The following is a 20,927-nucleotide window of genomic DNA, read 5'->3' on the forward strand; positions in this document are numbered from 1 at the left end:
CCGTGGGAGCGAGCTTGCTCGCGATGCAGGCGACTCGGTCTCAGGTGATCGGCGCCGGGTTGAACAGGGTGATGTCGTTGTACAGCTTGTGCTGCTCAGCCCACGTCTGTTTCTTGCCGCTGGCGACGTCCAGGTAGTAGTGGAACAACTCCCAGCCGAGGTCCTCGATCGAGGCACGCCCGGTCGCGATCCGCCCGGCATCGATGTCGATCAGATCCGGCCAGCGCTGCGCCAATTCGGTCCGCGTCGACACCTTCACCACGGGCGCCATCGCCAAACCGTACGGCGTGCCGCGCCCGGTGGTGAACACGTGCAGGTTCATCCCCGCCGCCAATTGCAACGTGCCGCAGACAAAATCACTCGCCGGGGTTGCGCAAAAAATCAGCCCTTTGCGCTTGAAACGTTCGCCCGGGCCGAGCACGCCGTTGATCGCGCTGCTGCCGGATTTGACGATCGAGCCCAGCGACTTCTCGACAATGTTCGACAACCCGCCCTTCTTGTTGCCCGGCGTGGTATTAGCGCTGCGGTCCGCTTCGCCCTTGGCCAGGTAACGGTCGTACCAGTCCATTTCGCGCACCAGTTCCTCGGCGACTTCGGTGCTTTCGGCACGCGAGGTCAGCAGGTAAATCGCGTCGCGCACTTCGGTGACTTCGGAAAACATCACCGTCGCGCCCGCGCGCAGCAGCAGGTCCGAGGCATAACCCAGCGCCGGGTTGGCGGTGATGCCGGAGAACGCATCGCTGCCGCCGCACTGCATGCCGAGGATCAACTCGGACGCCGGCACGGTTTCGCGGCGACGTTGGTCGAGCTTCTTCAGACGGGTTTCGGCCAGCGCCATGATCTGCTCGATCATTTCGGTGAAACCGTGACTCGAATCCTGCAAGCGATACAGCCACGGGTCGCTCAAATCCACCGAGCTGTCGTTCTCGTGCATCACCTGCCCGGCCTGCAATTTCTCGCAACCGAGGCTGATCACCAAGGCTTCGCCGCCCAGGTTCGGGTTGCGCGCCAGATTGCGCACGGTGCGAATCGGGATGTAAGCGTCGGTGGCGGTAATCGCCACGCCGCAGCCATAACTGTGGGTCAGCGCCACCACGTCATCGACATTCGGATAGCGCGGCAGCAACTCGTCTTTGATGCGTTTGACCGCATGGTCGAGCACGCCGGTCACGCACTGCACCGTGGTGGTGATCCCGAGAATATTGCGCGTGCCGACGGTGCCGTCGGCGTTGCGATAACCCTCGAACGTGAAGCCTTCCAGCGGTGCCTGCGTCGCCGGCACATCGGTGGACAGCGGCAGGCTGTCCAGCGGTGGCGCGGTGGGCATGCGCAGTTGATCTTCCTTGACCCAACTGCCACGCGGGATCGGCTGCAACGCGTAGCCGATGGTCTGGCCGTAACGAATCACCAGGCCGCCCTCGGGGATGTCCTCGAGCGTGACTTTGTGGCTTTGCGGAACGAAATCCACGGTAACCAGACCGTCGGGAAATTCAGTGCCGGCCGGTACGCCTTGGTCATTGACCACAATCACTACGTTGTCGCGCGGGTGCAGGCGGATGTAGCGCGGCGAGTCGGAATGTTCAATCAACTGCATGACGCCGCTCCTCAGGAATGCGCTTCGGTTAATTTGGTCAGTTCAGGACCGGTGGTTGGCGGCTCTTTGAGCACCACACGTTTGATCGGACCAACGATCACCAGGTAGCTGAACACCGCGACCAGCGCGTTGCAACCGACAAACACCAGCGCCCATTTGAACGAACCGGTGGAGCTGATGATGTAGCCGATGACGATCGGCGTGGTGATCGAGGCGATGTTGCCGAAGGTGTTGAACAAACCACCGCTCAGGCCGGCAATCTGTTTCGGCGAGGTGTCGGACACCACCGCCCAGCCCAGTGCGCCAACGCCTTTGCCGAAGAAAGCGAGGGCCATGAAGCCGACGACCATCCATTCCACATCAACGTAGTTGCACGCGACGATGCTGCTCGACACCAGCAAACCGGCAATGATCGGTGCCTTGCGGGCGAAGGTCAGGGAATGGCCTTTGCGCAGCAGGTAATCGGAAATCACCCCGCCGAGCACGCCACCGATAAACCCGCAGATCGCCGGCAACGAGGCAATGAAACCGGCCTTGAGAATGGTCATGCCGCGTTCTTGTACGAGGTACACCGGGAACCAGGTCAGGAAGAAATAGGTGATGCCGTTGATGCAGTATTGGCCCAGGTAAACGCCGAGCATCATGCGGTTGGTCAGCAACTGGCGAATGTAATCCCACTTCGGCCCGTCGACTTTTTTGCCCTTGCCTTTGTCCTGGTCCATGTCGACCATGCCGCCGTTGTCGGCGATGTGCTTGAACTCGGCTTCGTTGATCATCGGGTGTTGGCGCGGGCTGTGGATAACCTTGAGCCAGATCCCCGAGAAGACGATGCCGATCAGCCCCATGACGATGAACACGTGCTGCCAGCCGAAGCTGTAGACGATCCAGCCCATCAGCGGTGCGAACAACACGGTGGCAAAGTATTGCGCCGAGTTGAAGATCGCCGAGGCGGTGCCGCGTTCAGCGGTCGGGAACCACGCCGCAACGATGCGCGCGTTGCCGGGGAAGGATGGCGCTTCGGCCAGGCCCACCAGAAAGCGCAGCATGAACAGCGCGACAATCGCGGTAGACATGCCGAATTCACCGACGTAGCCCTGCAGCACGGTGAACAGCGACCAGGTGAAAATGCTCAGTGCGTAGACTTTTTTCGAGCCGAATCGATCGAGCAGCCAGCCACCGGGAATTTGCCCGGCCACGTAGGCCCAACCGAATGCAGAGAAGATGTAGCCGAGGGTGACCGCGTCGATGCCGAGGTCTTTTTGCAGGCTGGAGCCCGCGATGGCGATAGTGGCCCGGTCGGCGTAGTTGATCGTGGTCACCAGAAAAAGCATGAGCAAAATCAAATAGCGGACGTGAGTCGGCTTGGTCGCTTGCATGTAGATGTACTCCCACTGATTATTTTTATGCGCGGGTGAATCTTTGGCTGTTCTGTGGGAGCGAACTTGCTCGCGATGGTGGTCAATGATGACGCGGGCATCAGGTATACCGCCGCGTCCTCAAGACCATCGCGAGCAAACTCGCTGCCACAGGGGTGTTGCGTTTACGAACCGATGTAGCTGGTTTTCACCACGGTGTAGAACTCTTGCGCGTAGCGACCTTGCTCGCGGGAGCCGTAGGACGAGCCTTTACGGCCACCGAACGGAACGTGGTAATCGACGCCGGCAGTCGGCAGATTGACCATCACCATCCCGGCCTGGGAGTGGCGTTTGAAGTGGTTGGCGTACTTCAACGACGTGGTGGCGATGCCCGCTGACAGACCGAATTCGGTGTCGTTGGCCATGGCCAGTGCCGCTTCGTAATCCGCCACGCGAACCACGTTGGCCACCGGGCCGAAAATCTCTTCACGGCTGATGCGCATCGCCGCTTCGCTGTCGGCAAACAGCGTTGGCGCCAGGTAATAACCTTCGGTGTCGCACGTCACCAAACCACCGCCGCTGACCAGACGAGCACCTTCGGACTGGCCGATGTCGATGTACTTCATGTCTTGTTCAAGCTGCGCTTGCGAAACCACTGGACCAATGTCGGTGCCGGATTTCAGCGCGTGGCCGACCTTGATCGACTTCATGCGCTCGGCCACGGCTTCAACGAACTTGTCGTGAATCCCGGCGGTGACGATGAAGCGGCTCGACGCCGTGCAACGCTGACCGGTGGAGTAGAACGCGCTCTGCACCGACAACTCGACCGCTTGCTTGAGGTCGGCGTCGTCGAGAATGATCTGCGGGTTTTTGCCACCCATTTCCAGCTGCACTTTCGCTTGGCGCGAGACGCAGCTGACGGCGATCTGACGACCGACGCCGACCGAACCGGTGAAGCTGATGCCGTCGACTTTCGGGCTCTGCACCAGCGCATCGCCAACCACCCGACCGCTGCCCATCACCAGGTTGAACACGCCGGCCGGGAAGCCTGCGCGGGAGATGATTTCGGCCAGCGCCCAGGCGCAACCGGGCACCAGGTCGGCCGGTTTCAGCACGACGCAGTTACCGTAAGCCAGGGCCGGGGCGATTTTCCATGCCGGGATGGCGATCGGGAAGTTCCACGGGGTAATCAGGCCAACCACGCCGAGCGCTTCGCGAGTGACTTCGACGTTGACGCCCGGACGCACCGACGGCAGGTAATCGCCGGACAGACGCAGGGTTTCACCAGCGAAGAACTTGAAGATGTTACCGGCGCGGGTCACTTCGCCGATGGCTTCAGGCAGGGTCTTGCCCTCTTCGCGGGCCAGCAGGGTGCCGAGCTCTTCGCGACGGGCGAGGATTTCGCTGCCGACTTTGTCCAGCGAATCGTGGCGAGCCTGAATGCCGGAAGTCGACCAGGCCGGGAACGCGGCGCGGGCGGCGTCGATGGCGGCGCGTACCTGGGCCAGGTCAGCCTTGGCGTATTCGCCGATGGTGTCGGTCAGTTCGGACGGGTTGATGTTGGCGCAGTATTCACTGCCGGCAACCCATTCACCGTTGATGTAGTTATCAAAGCGTTTTGCATCTGCCACGGGCTTTCCCCTTAAAAGAACTCCAGACCCAAAAGGCCGCTGATCACTCAGCGGCCTTATTGATCGGATGTGTTATTGCGCACCTTGCTTGTCGATCAGCGCGGCGAGCATTTCGTACTCTTCGCCGGTCAGGTCAGTCAAAGGTGCCCGAACCGGGCCTGCGTCATAGCCGGCAATTTTTGCCCCAGCCTTGACGATGCTCACGGCGTAACCGGATTTGCGGTTACGGATGTCGAGGTACGGCAGGAAGAAGTCATCGATGATCTTGCCGACGGTGGCGTGATCTTCGCGGGCAATGGCGTGGTAGAAATCCATCGCGGTTTTCGGAATGAAGTTGAACACCGCCGAGGAGTAGACCGGCACGCCCAGCGCTTTGTAAGCGGCGGCGTAGACTTCGGCGGTCGGCAAACCACCGAGGTAGCTGAAGCGATCACCGAGGCGGCGACGGATCGACACCATCAACTCGATGTCGCCCAGGCCATCCTTGTAGCCGATCAGGTTCGGGCAGCGCTCGGCCAGGCGTTCCAGCAGCGGCGCGGTGAGGCGGCAAACGTTGCGGTTGTAGACGACGACGCCGATTTTCACCGATTTGCACACGGCTTCAACGTGGGCGGCAACCCCGTCCTGGCTCGCTTCGGTCAGGTAGTGCGGCAGCAGCAACAGGCCTTTGGCGCCCAGACGCTCGGCCTCTTGGGCGTATTCAATGGCTTGGCGAGTCGAACCGCCAACGCCGGCGAGGATTGGCACGCTGGTTTCGCAGGTGTCGACGGCAGTCTTGATGATTTCCGAATATTCGCTGGCCGCCAGAGAGAAGAACTCACCGGTGCCGCCCGCGGCGAACAGAGCCGAGGCGCCGTATGGGGCCAGCCATTCGAGACGTTTGATGTAGCCAGCGCGATGGAAATCGCCCTGTGCATTGAAATCGGTAACCGGGAAAGACAGCAGGCCGGAAGAGAGGATGGACTTCAGTTCTTGTGGATTCATTATTCGAACACCCTGGGTAGCAACGTTGTGTGAGAAAAACCATTCAGCCTTCGCCGAAGTTGTAGGTCATCGTACAACCTAAAATAAAACCGTCAACTGCATTTCATCGCTGTGTGGGGAAATTAGTGGTGGATGGGGGTGATTGAATAAGGGCAGGGGCGGCGATAACGCGCTGCTAGAGGTATGTTCGCGTAGAGCTGTGTTCGCGTAGAAGTGTTCGCGCGGGTCGTAGGTTGTCGGAGGAGTACGAAACGTGAGTTGTGGTTGAGTTGAAGGGCAACTGACTGATGTGTGCCGATCAGGCGATCAGTGGGTAAATGCCAGAGAGATGACAGGCAGCGGGCCTCATCGCGAGCAGGCTCACTCCTACAGTTGAAACGCATTCACCCTGTAGGAGTGAGCCTGCTCGCGAAGGCGTCTTGGCAGACGACACGCTATCAGCCGCGTTGCGCCTCGGCTTCTTCGTGCGCATGGCGCAGGCGTTCGCGGCTGTTGGTCAGGTGCAGGCGCATGGCGGCGCGCGCGGCATCGGAATCCTGACGGGCGATGGCGTCGTAGATTTCCTCGTGCTCGCGGCTCAGGCGGCTCATGTAATGCTGCTGATCGTCATGCGCCAGGCGCGCCGAGTTCAGCCGGGTGCGCGGGATGATGCTGGTGCCGAGGTGGGTCATGATGTCGGTGAAATAGCGGTTGCCGGTCGACAACGCAATTTGCAGGTGAAACTGGAAGTCCGACGCCACCGCATCGCTGGCGTGCGCGGCGCTTTCGTTGAGCGCGTCCAGCGCCGCACGCATCAGGCCCAATTGCTCGGCGCTGCGGCGTTGCGCGGCGAGGCCGGCGGATTCCACTTCCAGGCTGATGCGCAATTCGAGAATCGCCAGCACATCCCGCAACGTAACCACGGTCGCCGGGTCGATGCGAAAGCCGCTCGGGCTCGGCGTATCGAGGACAAAGGTGCCGATGCCGTGGCGGGTTTCAACCTGCCCGGCGGCCTGCAAACGGGAAATCGCCTCGCGCACCACGGTGCGGCTGACGCCATGCGCGTCCATGATTGCCGACTCGGTGGGCAACTTGTCGCCACGTTTGAGTTGGCCGTCGCGGATCTGCTCGGACAGCACCGTCACCAGTTCCTGAGCGAGGCTGCGGCGCTTGCGCGGAAGGCGAGGTGCGTCGATCGGGTTTTCCATGGTGAACGTCTGTCTCGAAAATGTCGGCTGAAACCGCATCATAGCTCAACACGGTTGTACGATCACCACCGCCCCCACCACCCCGCAGAAGCCAGGCTCGTGTGGCGAGGGGGCTTGCCCCCGTTGGGTTGCGAAGCAGCCCTGAAAAACAGGGACCGCTGCGCAGTCCAACGGGGGCAAGCCCCCTCGCCACAAAGGCCCACCCCACAAGAGGCGTCTGTGGTGCCTAGGCGGTTACGGCTTGCTCCGCCAAACGCCCATTGTCGATACGAACATGGCGTGGGTGGAAGCGCTTCAAACTGCTGCGATGCCCGACGCTGACGATGCTCAACCCGGGGATTTCATCGATCAACGCCTGATACAACGTCGCCTCGTCCTCTTCATCCATCGCCGAGGTGGCTTCGTCCATGTACAGCCATTGCGGCGCAAACAACAGCGCGCGGGCGAAGGCCAGCCGTTGCTGCTCACCCGGCGACAACATGCGCTGCCAGTGATTGGCCTCGTCCAGCCGCGCCACCAGATGCGGCAATCGGCAGGTTTCCAGCACCTGTGCATAACGTTCCGGCGCATAGGCGTCGCTGGCCTGTGGATAATTCAGCGCTTCACGCAACGTGCCAATCGGCAGATACGGTTTTTGCGGCAAGAACAGATAACGCGCCGCCGGCAGCCGGATGCTGCCGTGGCCCGCTGGCCACAAATGCCCCATCGCCCGCAGCAACGTCGATTTACCGCTACCGGAACGGCCGCTGAGCATCACGCGCTCGCCCTGCTCCACGGTCATGTCGGCGCTGGTCAGCAGGTGACGACCGTCCGCCAGGTCGAGGCCGAGGTTACTGACCCGCAGCGCCGAACCCTGATTCTGCACATCGATGGCCGGCGGACGCTCTTCGTTATCGCTCATCGCTTCACGGAAACTCAACAGACGATCGCAAGTCGCGCGCCATGCCGCGAGGTTCTGATAGGCGCTGATAAACCAGCTGAAACTCTCCTGCACATTGCCGAACGCCGAACTGATCTGCATCAGCTCACCGAGTTCGATCTTGCCCGCGAAATAACGCGGCGCCGCGACCATGAACGGAAAGATGATCGCCACTTGGTTGTAACCGGAAGTGAAGAAAGTCAGACGCTTGGACACCTTCATGATGTCCCAGAAGTTGTGCCAGATCAGACCGAAACGGTCGCTCAAACGGCGGTTCTCGTTGGGTTCGCCGTTGTACAGGGCGATGCTTTCAGCGTTCTCGCGAATCCGCACCATGGAGAAACGCAGGTCGGCTTCAAAGCGTTGTTGCTGATTGTTCAAACCGATCAAGCGACGACCGATCAGGTGCGTCAGCCAACTGCCGATCACCGCATACACCAGCACACACCAGAACATGTAGCCGGGAATGGTGATGCCGAACACTTCAATGCTGCCCGAAACGCCCCACAAAATGATCGAGAACGACACCAGGCTGACGATGTTGCGCAGCAAACCGATGCCCAGTTCCAGGGTGCTGGAGGTGAACGTATTGAGGTCTTCGGAAATCCGCTGGTCGGGGTTATCGGTGTAACCGCCCTGCTCCAACTGGTAGTAATTCTTGTGCCCGAGCCAACGGGCGAAATGCTGTTCGGTAAGCCAGGCACGCCAGCGAATGGTCAGCATCTGCGTCAGGTACAAGCGATACACCGCGCCGAGAATCGCCAGCGTCGCAATGCCGCAGAAATACAGGATCAGTTGCCAGAACGCGGCCTCATCCTTTTTCTGCAAGGCGTTGTAGAAATCCTTGTACCAACTGTTGATCCACACCGAAATCGCCACGCTGAACAGCGACAGTACAATCACCGCGATCAGCAGCGTCCACGCCTTGCCCTTCTCTTCACTGCGCCAGTACGGCGTGATCATCGCCCAGACTTTGCGAAAAAACTGCCCGCGCACAGCATCATTGACCGCGGAATATTCAGCGTTCTGCTTCATGAATTAGGCTCGATAGGAAAAAGTACACGCACGAGCCGATCATAGATGATCGGCCCGGTTTGTCGCGAGGCACGGCCGGCATTCGTTCAGCGCAGGTTCAGCGACGAACGGGACGCTTCTGCAATTTGCGTTGCAGGGTCCGGCGGTGCATGCCCAGGGCGCGGGCAGTGGCGGAGATGTTGCCTTCGTGCTCGGTCAACACGCGCTGAATGTGTTCCCACTGCAAGCGGTCCACGGACATCGGGTTTTCCGGCACCAGCGTGTCGAGGTCGGCGTGCTCGGACAGCAGCGCCGCCAGCACGTCATCGGCATCGGCCGGTTTGCACAGGTAATTGCAGGCGCCGCGCTTGATCGCTTCGACGGCGGTGGCAATGCTCGAATAACCGGTGAGAATCACCACGCGCATTTCCGGGTCGAGTTCGAGCAGTTTCGGCAGCAGCACCAGGCCCGAATCGCCGTCCATTTTCAGGTCGAGCGCGGCGTAATCCGGCAAGTCGGCCTGGGCGATGGTCAGGCCTTCTTCGGCGGAACCGGCGGTGCTCACGCGAAAACCCCGGCGAGCCATGGCGCGGGCCATTACGCGGGTGAACGTGGCGTCATCGTCTACCAGCAGCAAATGCGGCAGCTCTTCGCCTTCTACTTGGATCTCTTCACTCATGTTCGTTTCCTCGGGCGACACGGGGCAGGCGCAGCTCGGTAAGCGTGCCACCTTCCTCATGACTGTAGAGTTTCACTGAGCCGCCCGCGCGTGTCACGCTGGCTTTGCTCAAAAACAGGCCCAGGCCGAAACCTTTGCCCTTGGTGGTAAAAAACGGTTTGCCGATCTGCTCGGCAATCGCCAGCGGCACACCGGCGCCGTGGTCGCGAATGCTGATGGTCAAGTCTTCGGTATTCCAGTCCAGCGTCACTTGCAGCCCCTCGGGGCAAGCGTCGGCGGCGTTATTGAGCAAATTCAGCAGCGCCTGGGTCAGGTCCGGCGGCGGCGCCATGCGCGGCACGCTGCCCTGGCCGAGACGCTGGAAGCGATAACTGGCCTCCGGGCGCATCAGGTGCCAGCGGTTCAGCGCTTCGTCGAGCCAGTCGGTGACGTCCTGCATCTCCACGGCCAAGCGGCGATTGGCCTCGGCGGCGCGCACCAGTTGCTGCAAGGTCTCTTTGCAGAGTTTGACCTGATCCTGCAGCACCTTCAGATCATCCTGCAACAGCGGGTCGGGATGGTCCTGCTGCATCTCTTTGAGCAACACGCTCATGGTCGCCAGCGGCGTCCCCAATTCATGCGCAGCGCCCGCAGCCTGAGTGGCGACAGCGAGCAATTGCTGGTCGCGCAGGCCTTCTTCACGACGGATCGCGCGTAACTCTTCCTGACGCCGCAACTCTTCCGCCATGCGTGCAGCGAAGAAGGTGATCACCGCCGCCGCGAGCGCGAAACTCAGCCACATGCCGTAGACCTGCAGGTTTTCCCGGGCAATCGGGAAGGTTTGCAGCGGATAGAAACGCGCCAGCAGCAGCGTGTACATGGCCAGCGCGATGCCCGACAGAATCAGCGAAAACCGCCACGGCAAGGTCACGGCGGCGATGGTCAGCGGCACCAGGTAATAAGAGACGAACGGGTTGGTCGAACCGCCGGAGAAATACAGCAAGGCACTGTGGATAAACAGGTCGCAGGCCAGTTGCACGGCGTATTCGAGCTCGGTCACCGGCCATGAAGTGCGCAGGCGAATCGCGGTAAACGCGCACAGCAGCATCGAGCAGCCGAGGGTCATCGCCAGTTGAAACCAGGGCAATGGCAGCAAATCGAACCAGTAGGCCAGCCCGACGGAACCGGCCTGTGCGGCCAGCACCAAAGTGCGGATGAACGTCAGCCGCCAGAGATTCTGGCGAGTTGCGGAAGTGATTTGAACGGCGGCGAGCATGAGCTCTCCTGATGAGCGCTCCAGGCGGATCGCACGGAGTATAACCAAGCACGGGGGCCGACAGGCAAAAGTGCGGCAAACGGCCACACGCCAACACCCCACACAAACCCCTTGTAGCAGCTGCCGAGCCCGCGAGGCTGCGTTCGGCTGCGCAGCAGTCGCGAGATCGGGCGCCGCGGTGTTTCAGTAAAACCAGGGACTCGGGTTTTACGACTGCTGCGCAGCCGGACGCAGCCTCGTGCCTCGGCAGCTGCTACAGGGGTTTTTGGTGATCTGAAACTGGCCCCGGCCCCATGTAGCAGCTGCCGAAGGCTGCGTCCGGCTGCGCAGCAGTCGCGAGATCGGGCGCCGCGGTGTTTCAGTAAAACCGGGGGCTCGGGTTTTACGACTGCTGCGCAGCCGGACGCAGCCTCGTGCCTCGGCAGCTGCTACAGGGGTTTTTGGTGATCTGGAACTGGCCCCGGCCTCATGTAGCAGCTGCCGAAGGCTGCGTTCGGCTGCGCAGCAGTCGTGAGATCGGGCGACGCGGTGTTTCAGTAGAACCTCGTGCTTTGGTTTTACGACTGCTGCGCAGCCGGACGCAGCCTCGTGCCTCGGCAGCTGCTACAGGATTGTTGATCTGTATAGAAGTTGTAACTGGGCGAACCGGATCATAGAAGTTAGAGTCTGATGGTTTCACGCAGGTTCGGACATTGTTCCTGCGCCACTTCCAAGGAGCTTTTAATGCACACATTGCGCCGCAGCGCCGCCCTTCTCGCCCTCAGCGTTGGCACCGTCGCCAGCCTCCCGGCCCTGGCCGCCGACGAATTGCATTACAACCAGATCGCCCTGCGCGCCGAAGTCAGCCAGGAAGTGGCGCGCGACCTGATGATCGTGACGCTCTACACCGAAGAGCAAAACACCGACCCGGCCAAACTCGCCGCCGACGTCAGCACCACCATGAACAAAGCCCTCGGCCAGGCCAAACAGGTCAAAGACATCACCCTGCGCCAGGGCAGCCGCAACAGCTACCCGATCTACGACACCAAAGGTCAGAAAATCACCGGCTGGCGCGAGCGCGCTGAACTGCGCCTCGAAAGCTCCGATTTCGCCGCCCTGTCAAAACTCACCGGCGAACTGCTCACCGATCTGAAAATGGGCGGCATGGATTTCGCCATCGCCAACCCAACCCGCAAGGCCAGCGAAGATGCGCTGCTCAAAGAAGCCGTGACCGCGTTCAAGGCTCGCGCACAACTGGCCACCGATGCGCTCGGCGGCAAGGGCTACAAAATCGTCAATCTGAACCTCAACAGCAACGGCTATCCACAACCGTACATGCGCGCCCCCATGATGATGAAAGCGGCGGGCGCCGACGCCGCACCGGTGACGCCTGAAGTAGAAGCGGGCACCAGCCAGGTCAGCATGACCGCCGACGGCTCGATTGAAGTGTTGATGACGCCTTGATTCGCTAACCCTTCATTTGCCAACCCTTCGCACCATGATCGTTCCCGCGCAGAGCGTGGGAACGATCAATGGTGCGTCACATCCCCCCATCTATGCCCGGATAGAGGGGTCCCCCTGAAAAAACGATATTTCCGCCCGACCCGTCAACAACGCTACTCTCCGAGGTATTCCGCTACCCAAATCCTCCGGGGACCTCATGCACAGAAACACCATCAAGCCGCTATTGCTCGCACTGACCCTGGCCACATTCGCTCCGCTGGCCCAAGCCGCCACCACCCTGGTCTACTGCTCCGAAGCCAGCCCGGCCGGCTTCGACCCGAGCCAATACACCAGCGGCACCGATTTTGACGCCTCCGCTGAAACCATCTTCAACCGCCTCACCCAATTCAAACGCGGCGGCACCGAAGTCGAACCCGGCCTAGCCACCGATTGGGACATCAGTAACGACGGACTCGCCTACACCTTCCACCTGCGCGACAACGTCAAATTCCACACCACCGACTACTTCACCCCGACACGCGACTTCAACGCCGACGACGTGGTCTTCACCTTCCAGCGCCTGCTCGACCCGGAAAACGCCTTCCGCAAAGCCTACCCCGCCGAGTCGCCGTACTTCACCGACATGGACCTCAACAAAACCATCAAAAGCGTCGAAAAAATCGACGAGCACACCGTGCGCTTCAACCTCAATAACATCGACGCCGCGTTCATCCAGAACCTCGCCATGAGCTTCGCCTCCGTGCAGTCCGCCGAATACACCGCGCAACTGTTAAAGGAAGGCAAAGCCGCCGACATCAACCAGAAACCCATCGGCACCGGCCCGTTCGTGTTCAAGCGCTATCAGAAGGATTCGCAAATCCGCTACGTCGGCAACAAGGCGTACTGGAAACCCGAAGACGTGAAAATCGATAACCTGGTGTTCTCGATCACCCCCGACGCCGCCGTGCGCTTGCAGAAACTCAAGGCCGGCGAATGCCAGGTCAGCGGCTACCCGCGCCCGGCCGACATCGACGCCATGGAAAAAGACCCGAACCTCAGCGTGCTCAAGCAAGCCGGTTTCAACCTCGGGTTCCTCGCCTACAACGTCACGCATCCACCGCTGGACCAGCTCAAAGTCCGCCAGGCGCTGGACATGGCCATCGACAAACCGGCGATCATCAAAGCCGTCTACCAGAGCGCCGGGCAGCTTGCGCAAAACGCCTTGCCGCCCGCGCAATGGTCGTTCGATCCGAACATCCAGGACGCGCCACACGACCCGACCAAAGCTAAAGCGCTACTGAAGGAAGCAGGTATTGCGCCCGGCACTACCATCAATCTGTGGGCGATGACGGTCCAGCGCGCCTCCAACCCGAACGCGCGGATGTCGGCGCAGATGATCCAGCAGGATTGGGCCAAGGTCGGCATCAAAGCCAACATCGTCAGCTATGAATGGGGCGAATACATCAAGCGCGCCAAGAACGGCGAGCACGACGCGATGATCTACGGCTGGACCGGCGACAACGGTGACCCGGACAACTGGCTCGGCGTGCTTTACAGCTGCGCCGCCGTGAAGGGCAGCAATTACGCCAAGTGGTGCGACCCGGCCTACGACAAGCTGGTCCAGCAAGCCAAGGTTTCCACCGACCGCGACGAGCGGGTCAAACTCTATCAACAAGCGCAGAAAATTCTTAAACAACAAGTGCCTATCACACCGATCGCCAACTCGACGGTGTTCCAGCCTTTGCGCAAGGAAGTCACTGACTTCAAGATCAGTCCGTTTGGCCTTACGCCCTTCTATGGCGTGGGTATAAATAAGTAACACCACGCGCCAACCGGGTGCGCCAAGCGCCCCGGTCGCCCTTCTGCGGTGCGTGGTTTGCACCGTAAAAGACGTGCGCAAACGGTCAAATGCGTCAAAATTTATACATATGCGACATTAAGGTACGTTCGTGCCACTGTTTAATGCTTGTAACAGCTCTGGATCTTGCAATGGGTATGGCCCCTGCATAAGTATCCGCAGGCACGACTCACGAGGTCGTCCTCTAATTCCAAAAATGACAACAAATCATGAGGCCACCATGTTCAAACACGCGGTCATTCCGTTTTTAGTCGGCGCCAGCATTCTCGCTAGCGCACCTTTCGCCCAAGCGGCGACTAACCTGGTGTTTTGCTCCGAAGGGAGCCCGGCCGGTTTTGATCCTGGTCAGTACACCACCGGAACCGACTTCGACGCCTCTGCAGAAACCATGTTCAACCGCCTGACCCAGTTCGAGCGCGGCGGCACCGCCGTGATTCCTGGCCTGGCGACCAGCTGGGACATTACCCCGGACGGCCTGACGTACACCTTTCACCTGCGTGAAGGCGTGAAATTCCACACCACGCCGTACTTCAAGCCAACTCGTGAGTTCAACGCCGACGACGTCCTGTTCACCTTCAACCGGATGATCAACAAGGACGATCCGTTCCGCAAAGCCTACCCGACCGAATTCCCGTACTTCACCGACATGGGCATGGACACCAACATCACCAAGATCGACAAACTCGACGACCACACCGTCAAGTTCACGCTCAAAGATGTTGATGCCGCGTTCATCCAGAACATGGCGATGAGCTTCGCCTCCGTGCAGTCCGCCGAGTACGCTGCCCAGCTGCTCAAGGAAGGCAAGGCTGCCGACATCAACCAGAAGCCGGTCGGCACTGGCCCGTTCGTGTTCAAGAGCTACCAGAAAGATTCCAACATCCGCTACACCGGGAACAAGGACTACTGGAAGCCTGATGACGTGAAGATCGACAACCTGATCTTCGCCATCACCACCGACCCGTCGGTACGTATTCAGAAGCTGAAAAAGAACGAGTGCCAGGTCACCCTGTTCCCTCGTCCAGCCGACCTGAAAGCGCTCAAAGAAGACAAAACCCTGAAAATGCCTGAACAGGCAGGTTTCAACCTCGGTTACATCGCCTACAACGTGATGGACAAGGTCAAGGGCAGCAACGAGCCAAACCCGCTGGCCGATATCCGTGTGCGTCAGGCCATGGACATGGCGGTGAACAAGCCGCAAATCATTGATTCGGTTTACCAGGGCGCGGGCCAATTGGCCGTCAACGCCATGCCGCCGACCCAGTGGTCCTACGACACCACCATCAAAGATGCCAAATACGACCCTGAGAAAGCCAAAGCGCTGCTCAAGGAAGCCGGCGTCAAGGAAGGCACCGAGATCGTCCTGTGGGCGATGCCGGTACAGCGTCCGTACAACCCGAACGCCAAACTGATGGCTGAAATGTTGCAGTCCGACTGGAAGAAAATCGGCCTCAACGTGAAGATCACCAGCTACGAGTGGGGCGAGTACATCAAGCGCTCCAAGGGCGGCGAGAACCAGGCAATGATCATTGGCTGGAGCGGCGACAATGGTGATCCGGACAACTGGCTCAACGTCCTGTTCGGCTGCGACTCGCTGAGCGGCAACAACTTCTCCAAATGGTGCGACAAGAAGTTCGACGGCATCGTCAAGGAAGCCAAGCGCACCACCGATCAAGGCAAGCGCACCGAACTGTACAAACAGGCGCAACACGTCCTCAAGGACGCTGTTCCAATGACACCTATCGCTCACTCGACGGTGTTCCAACCCATGCGCAGCAACGTGCAGGACTTCAAGATCAGCCCATTCGGCTTGAATTCCTTCTACGGCGTCAGCGTCAGCAAATAAGATTTGGCAACGGCGACGCGTTTAACGTCGCCGTTGCTTTATCTGCCGGGAATGTAGGAATCAACTGACAGCTACAACCCCTGCGCACCGCACAAGCGTTGCAGGACGTTGGGTTGTTTCCTACGCGTTTTTCAGGCCTTTCCGTATTTACTGCCAGACCCACGGCTTCTACCGTCGGGATCTGACCAGTTGATGCGTGGGCTCTCGGTTTGCTGCAACGGGTTAGAGATCAATGCACCCACCACGTCCCCGGACGGGACGGTGGCGCATTGTTAAACACTAAAAAGAGGGAGCGTCATGCGCCATACCTTGGTTTTATCCGCGTTACTGGGCACCGGCCTGTTGGCCGCCACGTCCATGAGCCAGGCCGCCAGCAATAGCCTGGTGTTCTGCTCCGAAGGCAGCCCGGCCGGTTTCGATACCGCGCAGTACACCACTGCGACCGATAACGATGCCGCCGAGCCGCTGTACAACCGTCTGGCAGAGTTCGAAAAAGGCGCGACCAACGTTGTACCGGGCCTGGCGACACGCTGGGATATTTCCGAAGACGGCCTCACGTACACCTTTCATTTGCGCGAAGGGGTGAAGTTTCACACCACGCCTTATTTCACGCCGACCCGCGATTTCAATGCCGATGACGTGCTGTTCACGTTCAACCGCATGCTCGACCCGCAACAACCTTTCCGTAAGGCTTACCCGACCGAATTCCCCTATTTCAACGGGATGAGCCTGAACAAGAACATCGCCAAGGTCGAGAAGACCGGGCCGCTGACCGTGGTCATGACGCTCAACAGCGTCGACGCCGCGTTCATTCAGAACATCGCCATGAGCTTCGCCGCGATCCTGTCCGCCGAGTACGCCGACAAGCTGCTCGCCGAGGGCAAACCGAGCGACATCAACCAGAAGCCGATCGGCACTGGGCCGTTCGTATTCAAGAGCTACCAGAAAGACTCCAACATCCGCTACACCGGCAACAAGCAGTACTGGGACCCGAGCCGGGTCAAACTCGACAACCTGATTTTCGCGATCAACACCGACGCCTCGGTACGTGTGCAGAAACTCAAGGCCAACGAGTGCCAGATCACCCTGCACCCGCGCCCGGCCGACGTCGACGCGCTGAAGAACGACGCGAAACTCAAGCTGATCGAAAAACCCGGCTTCAACCTCGGCTACATCGCCTACAACGTGCGCCACAAACCGTTCGACCAGCTCGAAGTGCGTCAGGCGCTGGACATGGCGGTGAACAAGCAAAGCATCCTCAACGCCGTGTACCAGGGCGCCGGTCAACTGGCGGTCAACGCCATGCCGCCGACCCAATGGTCCTACGACGAGACCATCAAGGACGCCGCCTACAACCCGGAAAAAGCCAAGGAATTGCTCAAGGCTGCCGGCGTCAAGGAAGGCACCGAAATCACTTTGTGGGCGATGCCGGTGCAGCGCCCATACAACCCCAACGCCAAGTTGATGGCCGAAATGCTCCAGGCTGACTGGGCGAAAATCGGCCTCAAAGTGAAGATCGTCAGCTACGAATGGGGCGAGTACATCAAGCGCACCAAGAATGGCGAGCACGACGTCAGCCTGATTGGCTGGACCGGTGACAACGGTGACCCGGACAACTGGCTCGGCACGCTTTATAGCTGCGATGCGATTGGCGGCAACAACTACTCGATGTGGTGCGATCCGGCCTACGACAAATTGGTCAAGCAGGCCAAGGTTGTCACCGACCGCGATCAACGCACCGTGCTCTACAAACAGGCGCAACAGTTGCTCAAGCAACAAGTACCGATCACGCCAATCGCCCACTCGACGGTCAACCAGCCGTTAAGCGCGAAAATCGAAGGGTTCAAAGTCAGCCCCTTCGGTCGCAACGTGTTCTCGGGCGTCAGCCTGGAAAAATAACCGATTAGCCAGAAACGCTGAGGGCGGATCCCGCCCTCACGCAAGCGCATTGCCTTAATTCGCCAATCAGGCCTAGAGCAAACGTTTGCGATGGTTCGAACGAGTTCAAACCAAATAGCCGGATCACCAAAAAAGACCGGCATCAAAAAAAAAGAAAGAAAGGAGCTTCACCCATGAAACTGAGCAGCACCGCGATATTAGCCTTGGCCATCAGCAGCATCACCGCCACGGCTTACGCAGAAACCCAGAGCCAGGCGTTCACGCCGGTTACCGTCAAAGAAAAAAGCGCCCAAAGCGAAGCCACCGGTTTCGTCGAAGGCCAATCCGTGACCGGTTCCACACGTAACTGGTATGCGAATGAGCAGTTCAAGCGGGGCACCAAGCTCAACTATCAGAAACATGGCGAGACCCGCGAGACTGATCGCCGGATCAACTGGGTGCAAGGCACGATCATCAAGTACAACTCGGGTTTCACCCAGGGCACTGTAGGTTTCAGCACCGAAGTGGCGGCTTACAATGCCATCGCCCTGGACCGTGATCGCAAGGACCTCGCGTCCGGCAATGGCGGTGCTCCGGAGCCAGGCCGGTCGGGTCGCGGCAACAACCGTACGCTGACCGAAAACGGCGGTGACGCGGTTGACCAGTGGAGCAAGCTGGGCCTGGCCAACGTCAAGGCACGCATCTCCAACACCACCTTGACCGCCGGTCGCCAGAACTTCAGCAGCCCGCAAGTCGACGTCATCGGCAACCGTCCACTGCCGTCGAGCTTCGAAGGGGTCACGCTGCACAGCGAAGAGCTGGAAAACCTGGCCTTCGACATCGGCACCTTCGATCGCAACTCGCCGCGTACCGAGCAGAGCCAGCGCAAGTTCCGCTCCGAATACGGTGACGGCCGCGCTGAAGCGGATCACGTCAACACCGCCGGTATCACTTATCAGCCGTTCGCCAGTCTGACCACCAGCCTGTGGGGCACCCAGGCTGAAGACCTGTGGAACCAGTACTATTTCGGCGCCAGCCACGTACTGGGCGACAGCTCGGTACTGAGCCTGACCACCGGCCTGAACTACTACAAGACCGTCGACGAAGGCAAAAAACTGCTGGGCGAGATCGACAACGACACCTACTCGCTGTCGCTTGGCCTGACTCACCAGGCTCACAGCCTGACCTTCTCGTACCAGGAAGTGAACGGTAACGAGTACTTCGATTACCTGCACGAAACCAACGGCATCTACCTGGCCAACTCCTTGCTGTCGGACTTCAACGGCCCGAACGAGAAATCCTTCCAGATCGCCTACGGCCTGAACATGGCTGAGTACGGCGTACCAGGCCTCAAGTTCAACATCTACCAGGCTCGCGGCTGGGGCATCGACGGTACTCACTACGCCGGTGGCGGCTACGATGGCGTCCAGGCAATGGACGGCGAAAACCACTACGAATACGGGATCGGCGCGGCCTATGCCGTGCAGAGCGGCCCACTCAAGGCCACCGCTATTCGCGCAACCTACACCGCGCACCGTGCCAGCGAAAACCAGGCGGATGGCAGCCTCAACGAGTTCCGTCTCGTGACCACCATCCCGTTCAACGTTCTGTAACGCACTTGCCCGACGGCCGACTCATGGAGAGTCGGCCGTTGGGCTTTTATCTGTTCAACCGATTGCAGAGGGTTCTTGATGAAAATGCTTCCCCTACGTGCGGCCATCGCTGCCGCGTTGCTGAGTGTCGCTGTTGGCGTCTCGGCCAAACCCTTGGTGGTCTGCACCGAAGCCAGTCCGGAAGGCTTCGATATGGTCCAGTACACAACTGCAGTCACGGGCGACGCAGTCTCCGAAACCATCTTCAACCGTCTGGTGGCGTTCAAGCCTGGCACCACTGAAGTGATTCCGGCACTGGCCGATTCGTGGGACATCAGCGATGACGGCCTGACGTACACGTTCCACCTGCGCAAAGGCGTCAAGTTTCACACCACCGATTATTTCAAGCCGACCCGCGAGATGAATGCCGACGATGTGGTCTGGAGTTTCCAGCGTCAGCTGGACCCGAATCACCCGTGGCACAAACTGTCGAGCGTGGGCTTCCCGTACTTTGAAAGCATGGGCTTCAAGGAACTGCTGAAAAGCGTGGAAAAAGTCGACGACAACACCGTCACCTTCACCTTGACCCGCCGCGAAGCACCGTTCCTCGCCGACGTCGCCATGGCGTTCTCCTCGATCTATTCCGCCGAATACGCCGACCAGTTGTTGAAAGCGAACAAAACCGCCGACCTCAACAACAAGCCGATCGGCACCGGCCCGTTTGTCTTCCAGCGTTACGCCAAGGACGCCCAGGTGCGCTTCAAGGCCAACCCGGATTACTTCCTCGGCAAGCCACCGGCTGAAGCGCTGATCCTGGCGATCGCCACCGACAACAACGTGCGCCTGCAAAAACTCAAGGCCAACGAGTGCCAGATCGCGCTGTATCCGAAACCGGATGACATCCCGAGCATCAAGAAAGACCCGAACCTGAAAGTCGATGAAATGAACGCGATGACCGTGTCGTACATCGCCATGAACACCCAGCACAAATACATGAGCGACGTGCGGGTGCGCAAAGCCATCGACATCGCGTTCGACAAGGCGGCTTACGTCAACGCGCTGTTCGGCAAAGGCAATGCGACCGTGGCGGTCAATCCGTACCCGGACACGTTGCTGGGCTACAACCACACGCTGAGCAACCCGCCACGCGACCTCGACAAGGCCCGCGCCCTGCTCAAGGAAGCCGGCGTGCCGGACGGCACCGTGCTGACCCTGTTCACCCGTAACGGCGGCGGCCCGACCAACCCGAACCCGATGCTCGGCGCGCAGATGATGCAGGCTGACCTGGCCAAGGTCGGGATCAAGCTCGACATCCGCGTGATGGAATGGGGCGAAATGCTCAAACGCGCGAAAAACGGCGAGCACGACATGGTTTCCGCCGGTTGGGCAGGTGACAACGGCGACCCGGATAACTTCCTCACGCCTAACCTGAGTTGCGAAGCGGCGAAGAATGGCGAAAATTACGCCCGTTGGTGCAACGAGAAATTCCAGGCGCTGATCGACGACGCACGCGCTAAAGTAGACCCGGCCGAACGGGCCAGGTTGTACGAAGAAGCCCAAGTGGTCTTTAACCAGGACCAACCTTGGATCAACATGGCCCACACCCGTATGTTTACCGCAATGCGCAACAACGTAGAGGGCTATCACATTAGCCCCCTCACCACGAATAACTTCGCCACCACTCAGGTGAAGTAAATAAGAAAACGCCCGGTG

The 20,927-nt window shown here is 59.8% G+C and carries 14 protein-coding genes; 6 read left to right on the plus strand and 8 right to left on the minus strand.

Annotated features, from left to right (window positions below):
* Window positions 1-40: 40 nt before the first annotated feature.
* The 8 genes from garD to BLU01_RS08435 all read right to left on the minus strand — a co-directional run bounded on the left by garD (window position 41) and on the right by BLU01_RS08435 (window position 10,618).
* Window positions 41-1,594 (minus strand): galactarate dehydratase, encoded by a 1,554-nt coding sequence (garD, locus tag BLU01_RS08400; RefSeq protein WP_092273340.1) that lies wholly within the window; start codon window positions 1,592-1,594, stop codon window positions 41-43.
* Window positions 1,595-1,605: 11 nt separating this feature from the next.
* Entirely contained in the window at window positions 1,606-3,057 is a 1,452-nt protein-coding gene (locus tag BLU01_RS08405) for an MFS transporter (RefSeq protein ID WP_258306381.1), read from the minus strand.
* 77 nt (window positions 3,058-3,134) lie between these two features.
* Entirely contained in the window at window positions 3,135-4,580 is a 1,446-nt protein-coding gene (locus BLU01_RS08410; protein ID WP_092273346.1) for an aldehyde dehydrogenase family protein, read from the minus strand.
* A gap of 72 nt (window positions 4,581-4,652) precedes the next feature.
* Window positions 4,653-5,564 (minus strand): 5-dehydro-4-deoxyglucarate dehydratase, encoded by a 912-nt coding sequence (gene kdgD / locus BLU01_RS08415; RefSeq protein ID WP_092273349.1) that lies wholly within the window; start codon window positions 5,562-5,564, stop codon window positions 4,653-4,655.
* Window positions 5,565-6,001: 437 nt separating this feature from the next.
* Window positions 6,002-6,751, minus strand: a complete 750-nt coding sequence (locus BLU01_RS08420; RefSeq protein WP_178076522.1) for a FadR/GntR family transcriptional regulator — start codon at window positions 6,749-6,751, stop codon at window positions 6,002-6,004.
* A 226-nt stretch (window positions 6,752-6,977) separates the two neighbouring features.
* Complete coding sequence (locus tag BLU01_RS08425; protein WP_092273355.1) at window positions 6,978-8,705, minus strand: ABC transporter ATP-binding protein/permease; 1,728 nt, start codon at window positions 8,703-8,705, stop codon at window positions 6,978-6,980.
* A 97-nt stretch (window positions 8,706-8,802) separates the two neighbouring features.
* Window positions 8,803-9,363 carry a response regulator transcription factor gene (locus tag BLU01_RS08430; protein WP_092273358.1) on the minus strand — a complete coding sequence of 187 codons (561 nt, stop codon included), beginning with the start codon at window positions 9,361-9,363 and terminating at the stop codon, window positions 8,803-8,805.
* Window positions 9,356-10,618, minus strand: coding sequence for an ATP-binding protein (locus BLU01_RS08435; RefSeq protein ID WP_092273361.1), 1,263 nt, complete (start codon window positions 10,616-10,618; stop codon window positions 9,356-9,358). Before BLU01_RS08435 ends, BLU01_RS08430 begins: the two co-directional genes overlap by 8 nt.
* A 723-nt stretch (window positions 10,619-11,341) precedes the next feature.
* On the opposite strand from BLU01_RS08435, the gene BLU01_RS08440 reads away from it, so the two are divergent.
* From BLU01_RS08440 to BLU01_RS08465, 6 genes are all read left to right on the plus strand, one after another.
* A complete protein-coding gene (locus BLU01_RS08440) occupies window positions 11,342-12,061 on the plus strand; it encodes an SIMPL domain-containing protein (protein ID WP_092273364.1) in 720 nt (239 codons plus the stop codon).
* Between the two features lie 196 nt (window positions 12,062-12,257).
* Window positions 12,258-13,859 (plus strand): ABC transporter substrate-binding protein, encoded by a 1,602-nt coding sequence (locus BLU01_RS08445; protein WP_092273367.1) that lies wholly within the window; start codon window positions 12,258-12,260, stop codon window positions 13,857-13,859.
* A 259-nt stretch (window positions 13,860-14,118) separates the two neighbouring features.
* A complete protein-coding gene (locus BLU01_RS08450; RefSeq protein ID WP_092273370.1) occupies window positions 14,119-15,744 on the plus strand; it encodes an ABC transporter substrate-binding protein in 1,626 nt (541 codons plus the stop codon).
* Between the two features lie 297 nt (window positions 15,745-16,041).
* The gene (locus tag BLU01_RS08455; RefSeq protein WP_092273373.1) at window positions 16,042-17,643 is read left to right on the plus strand and encodes an ABC transporter substrate-binding protein; all 1,602 of its coding nucleotides are present in this window, start codon (window positions 16,042-16,044) and stop codon (window positions 17,641-17,643) included.
* Window positions 17,644-17,816: 173 nt separating this feature from the next.
* Window positions 17,817-19,235, plus strand: coding sequence for an OprD family porin (locus BLU01_RS08460; protein ID WP_092273376.1), 1,419 nt, complete (start codon window positions 17,817-17,819; stop codon window positions 19,233-19,235).
* Window positions 19,236-19,313: 78 nt separating this feature from the next.
* Entirely contained in the window at window positions 19,314-20,909 is a 1,596-nt protein-coding gene (locus tag BLU01_RS08465) for an ABC transporter substrate-binding protein (RefSeq protein ID WP_092273380.1), read from the plus strand.
* Window positions 20,910-20,927 lie beyond the last annotated feature (18 nt).

Source organism: Pseudomonas prosekii (genome assembly GCF_900105155.1).
In the GTDB taxonomy this organism is placed as follows: Bacteria; Pseudomonadota; Gammaproteobacteria; order Pseudomonadales; family Pseudomonadaceae; genus Aquipseudomonas; species Aquipseudomonas prosekii.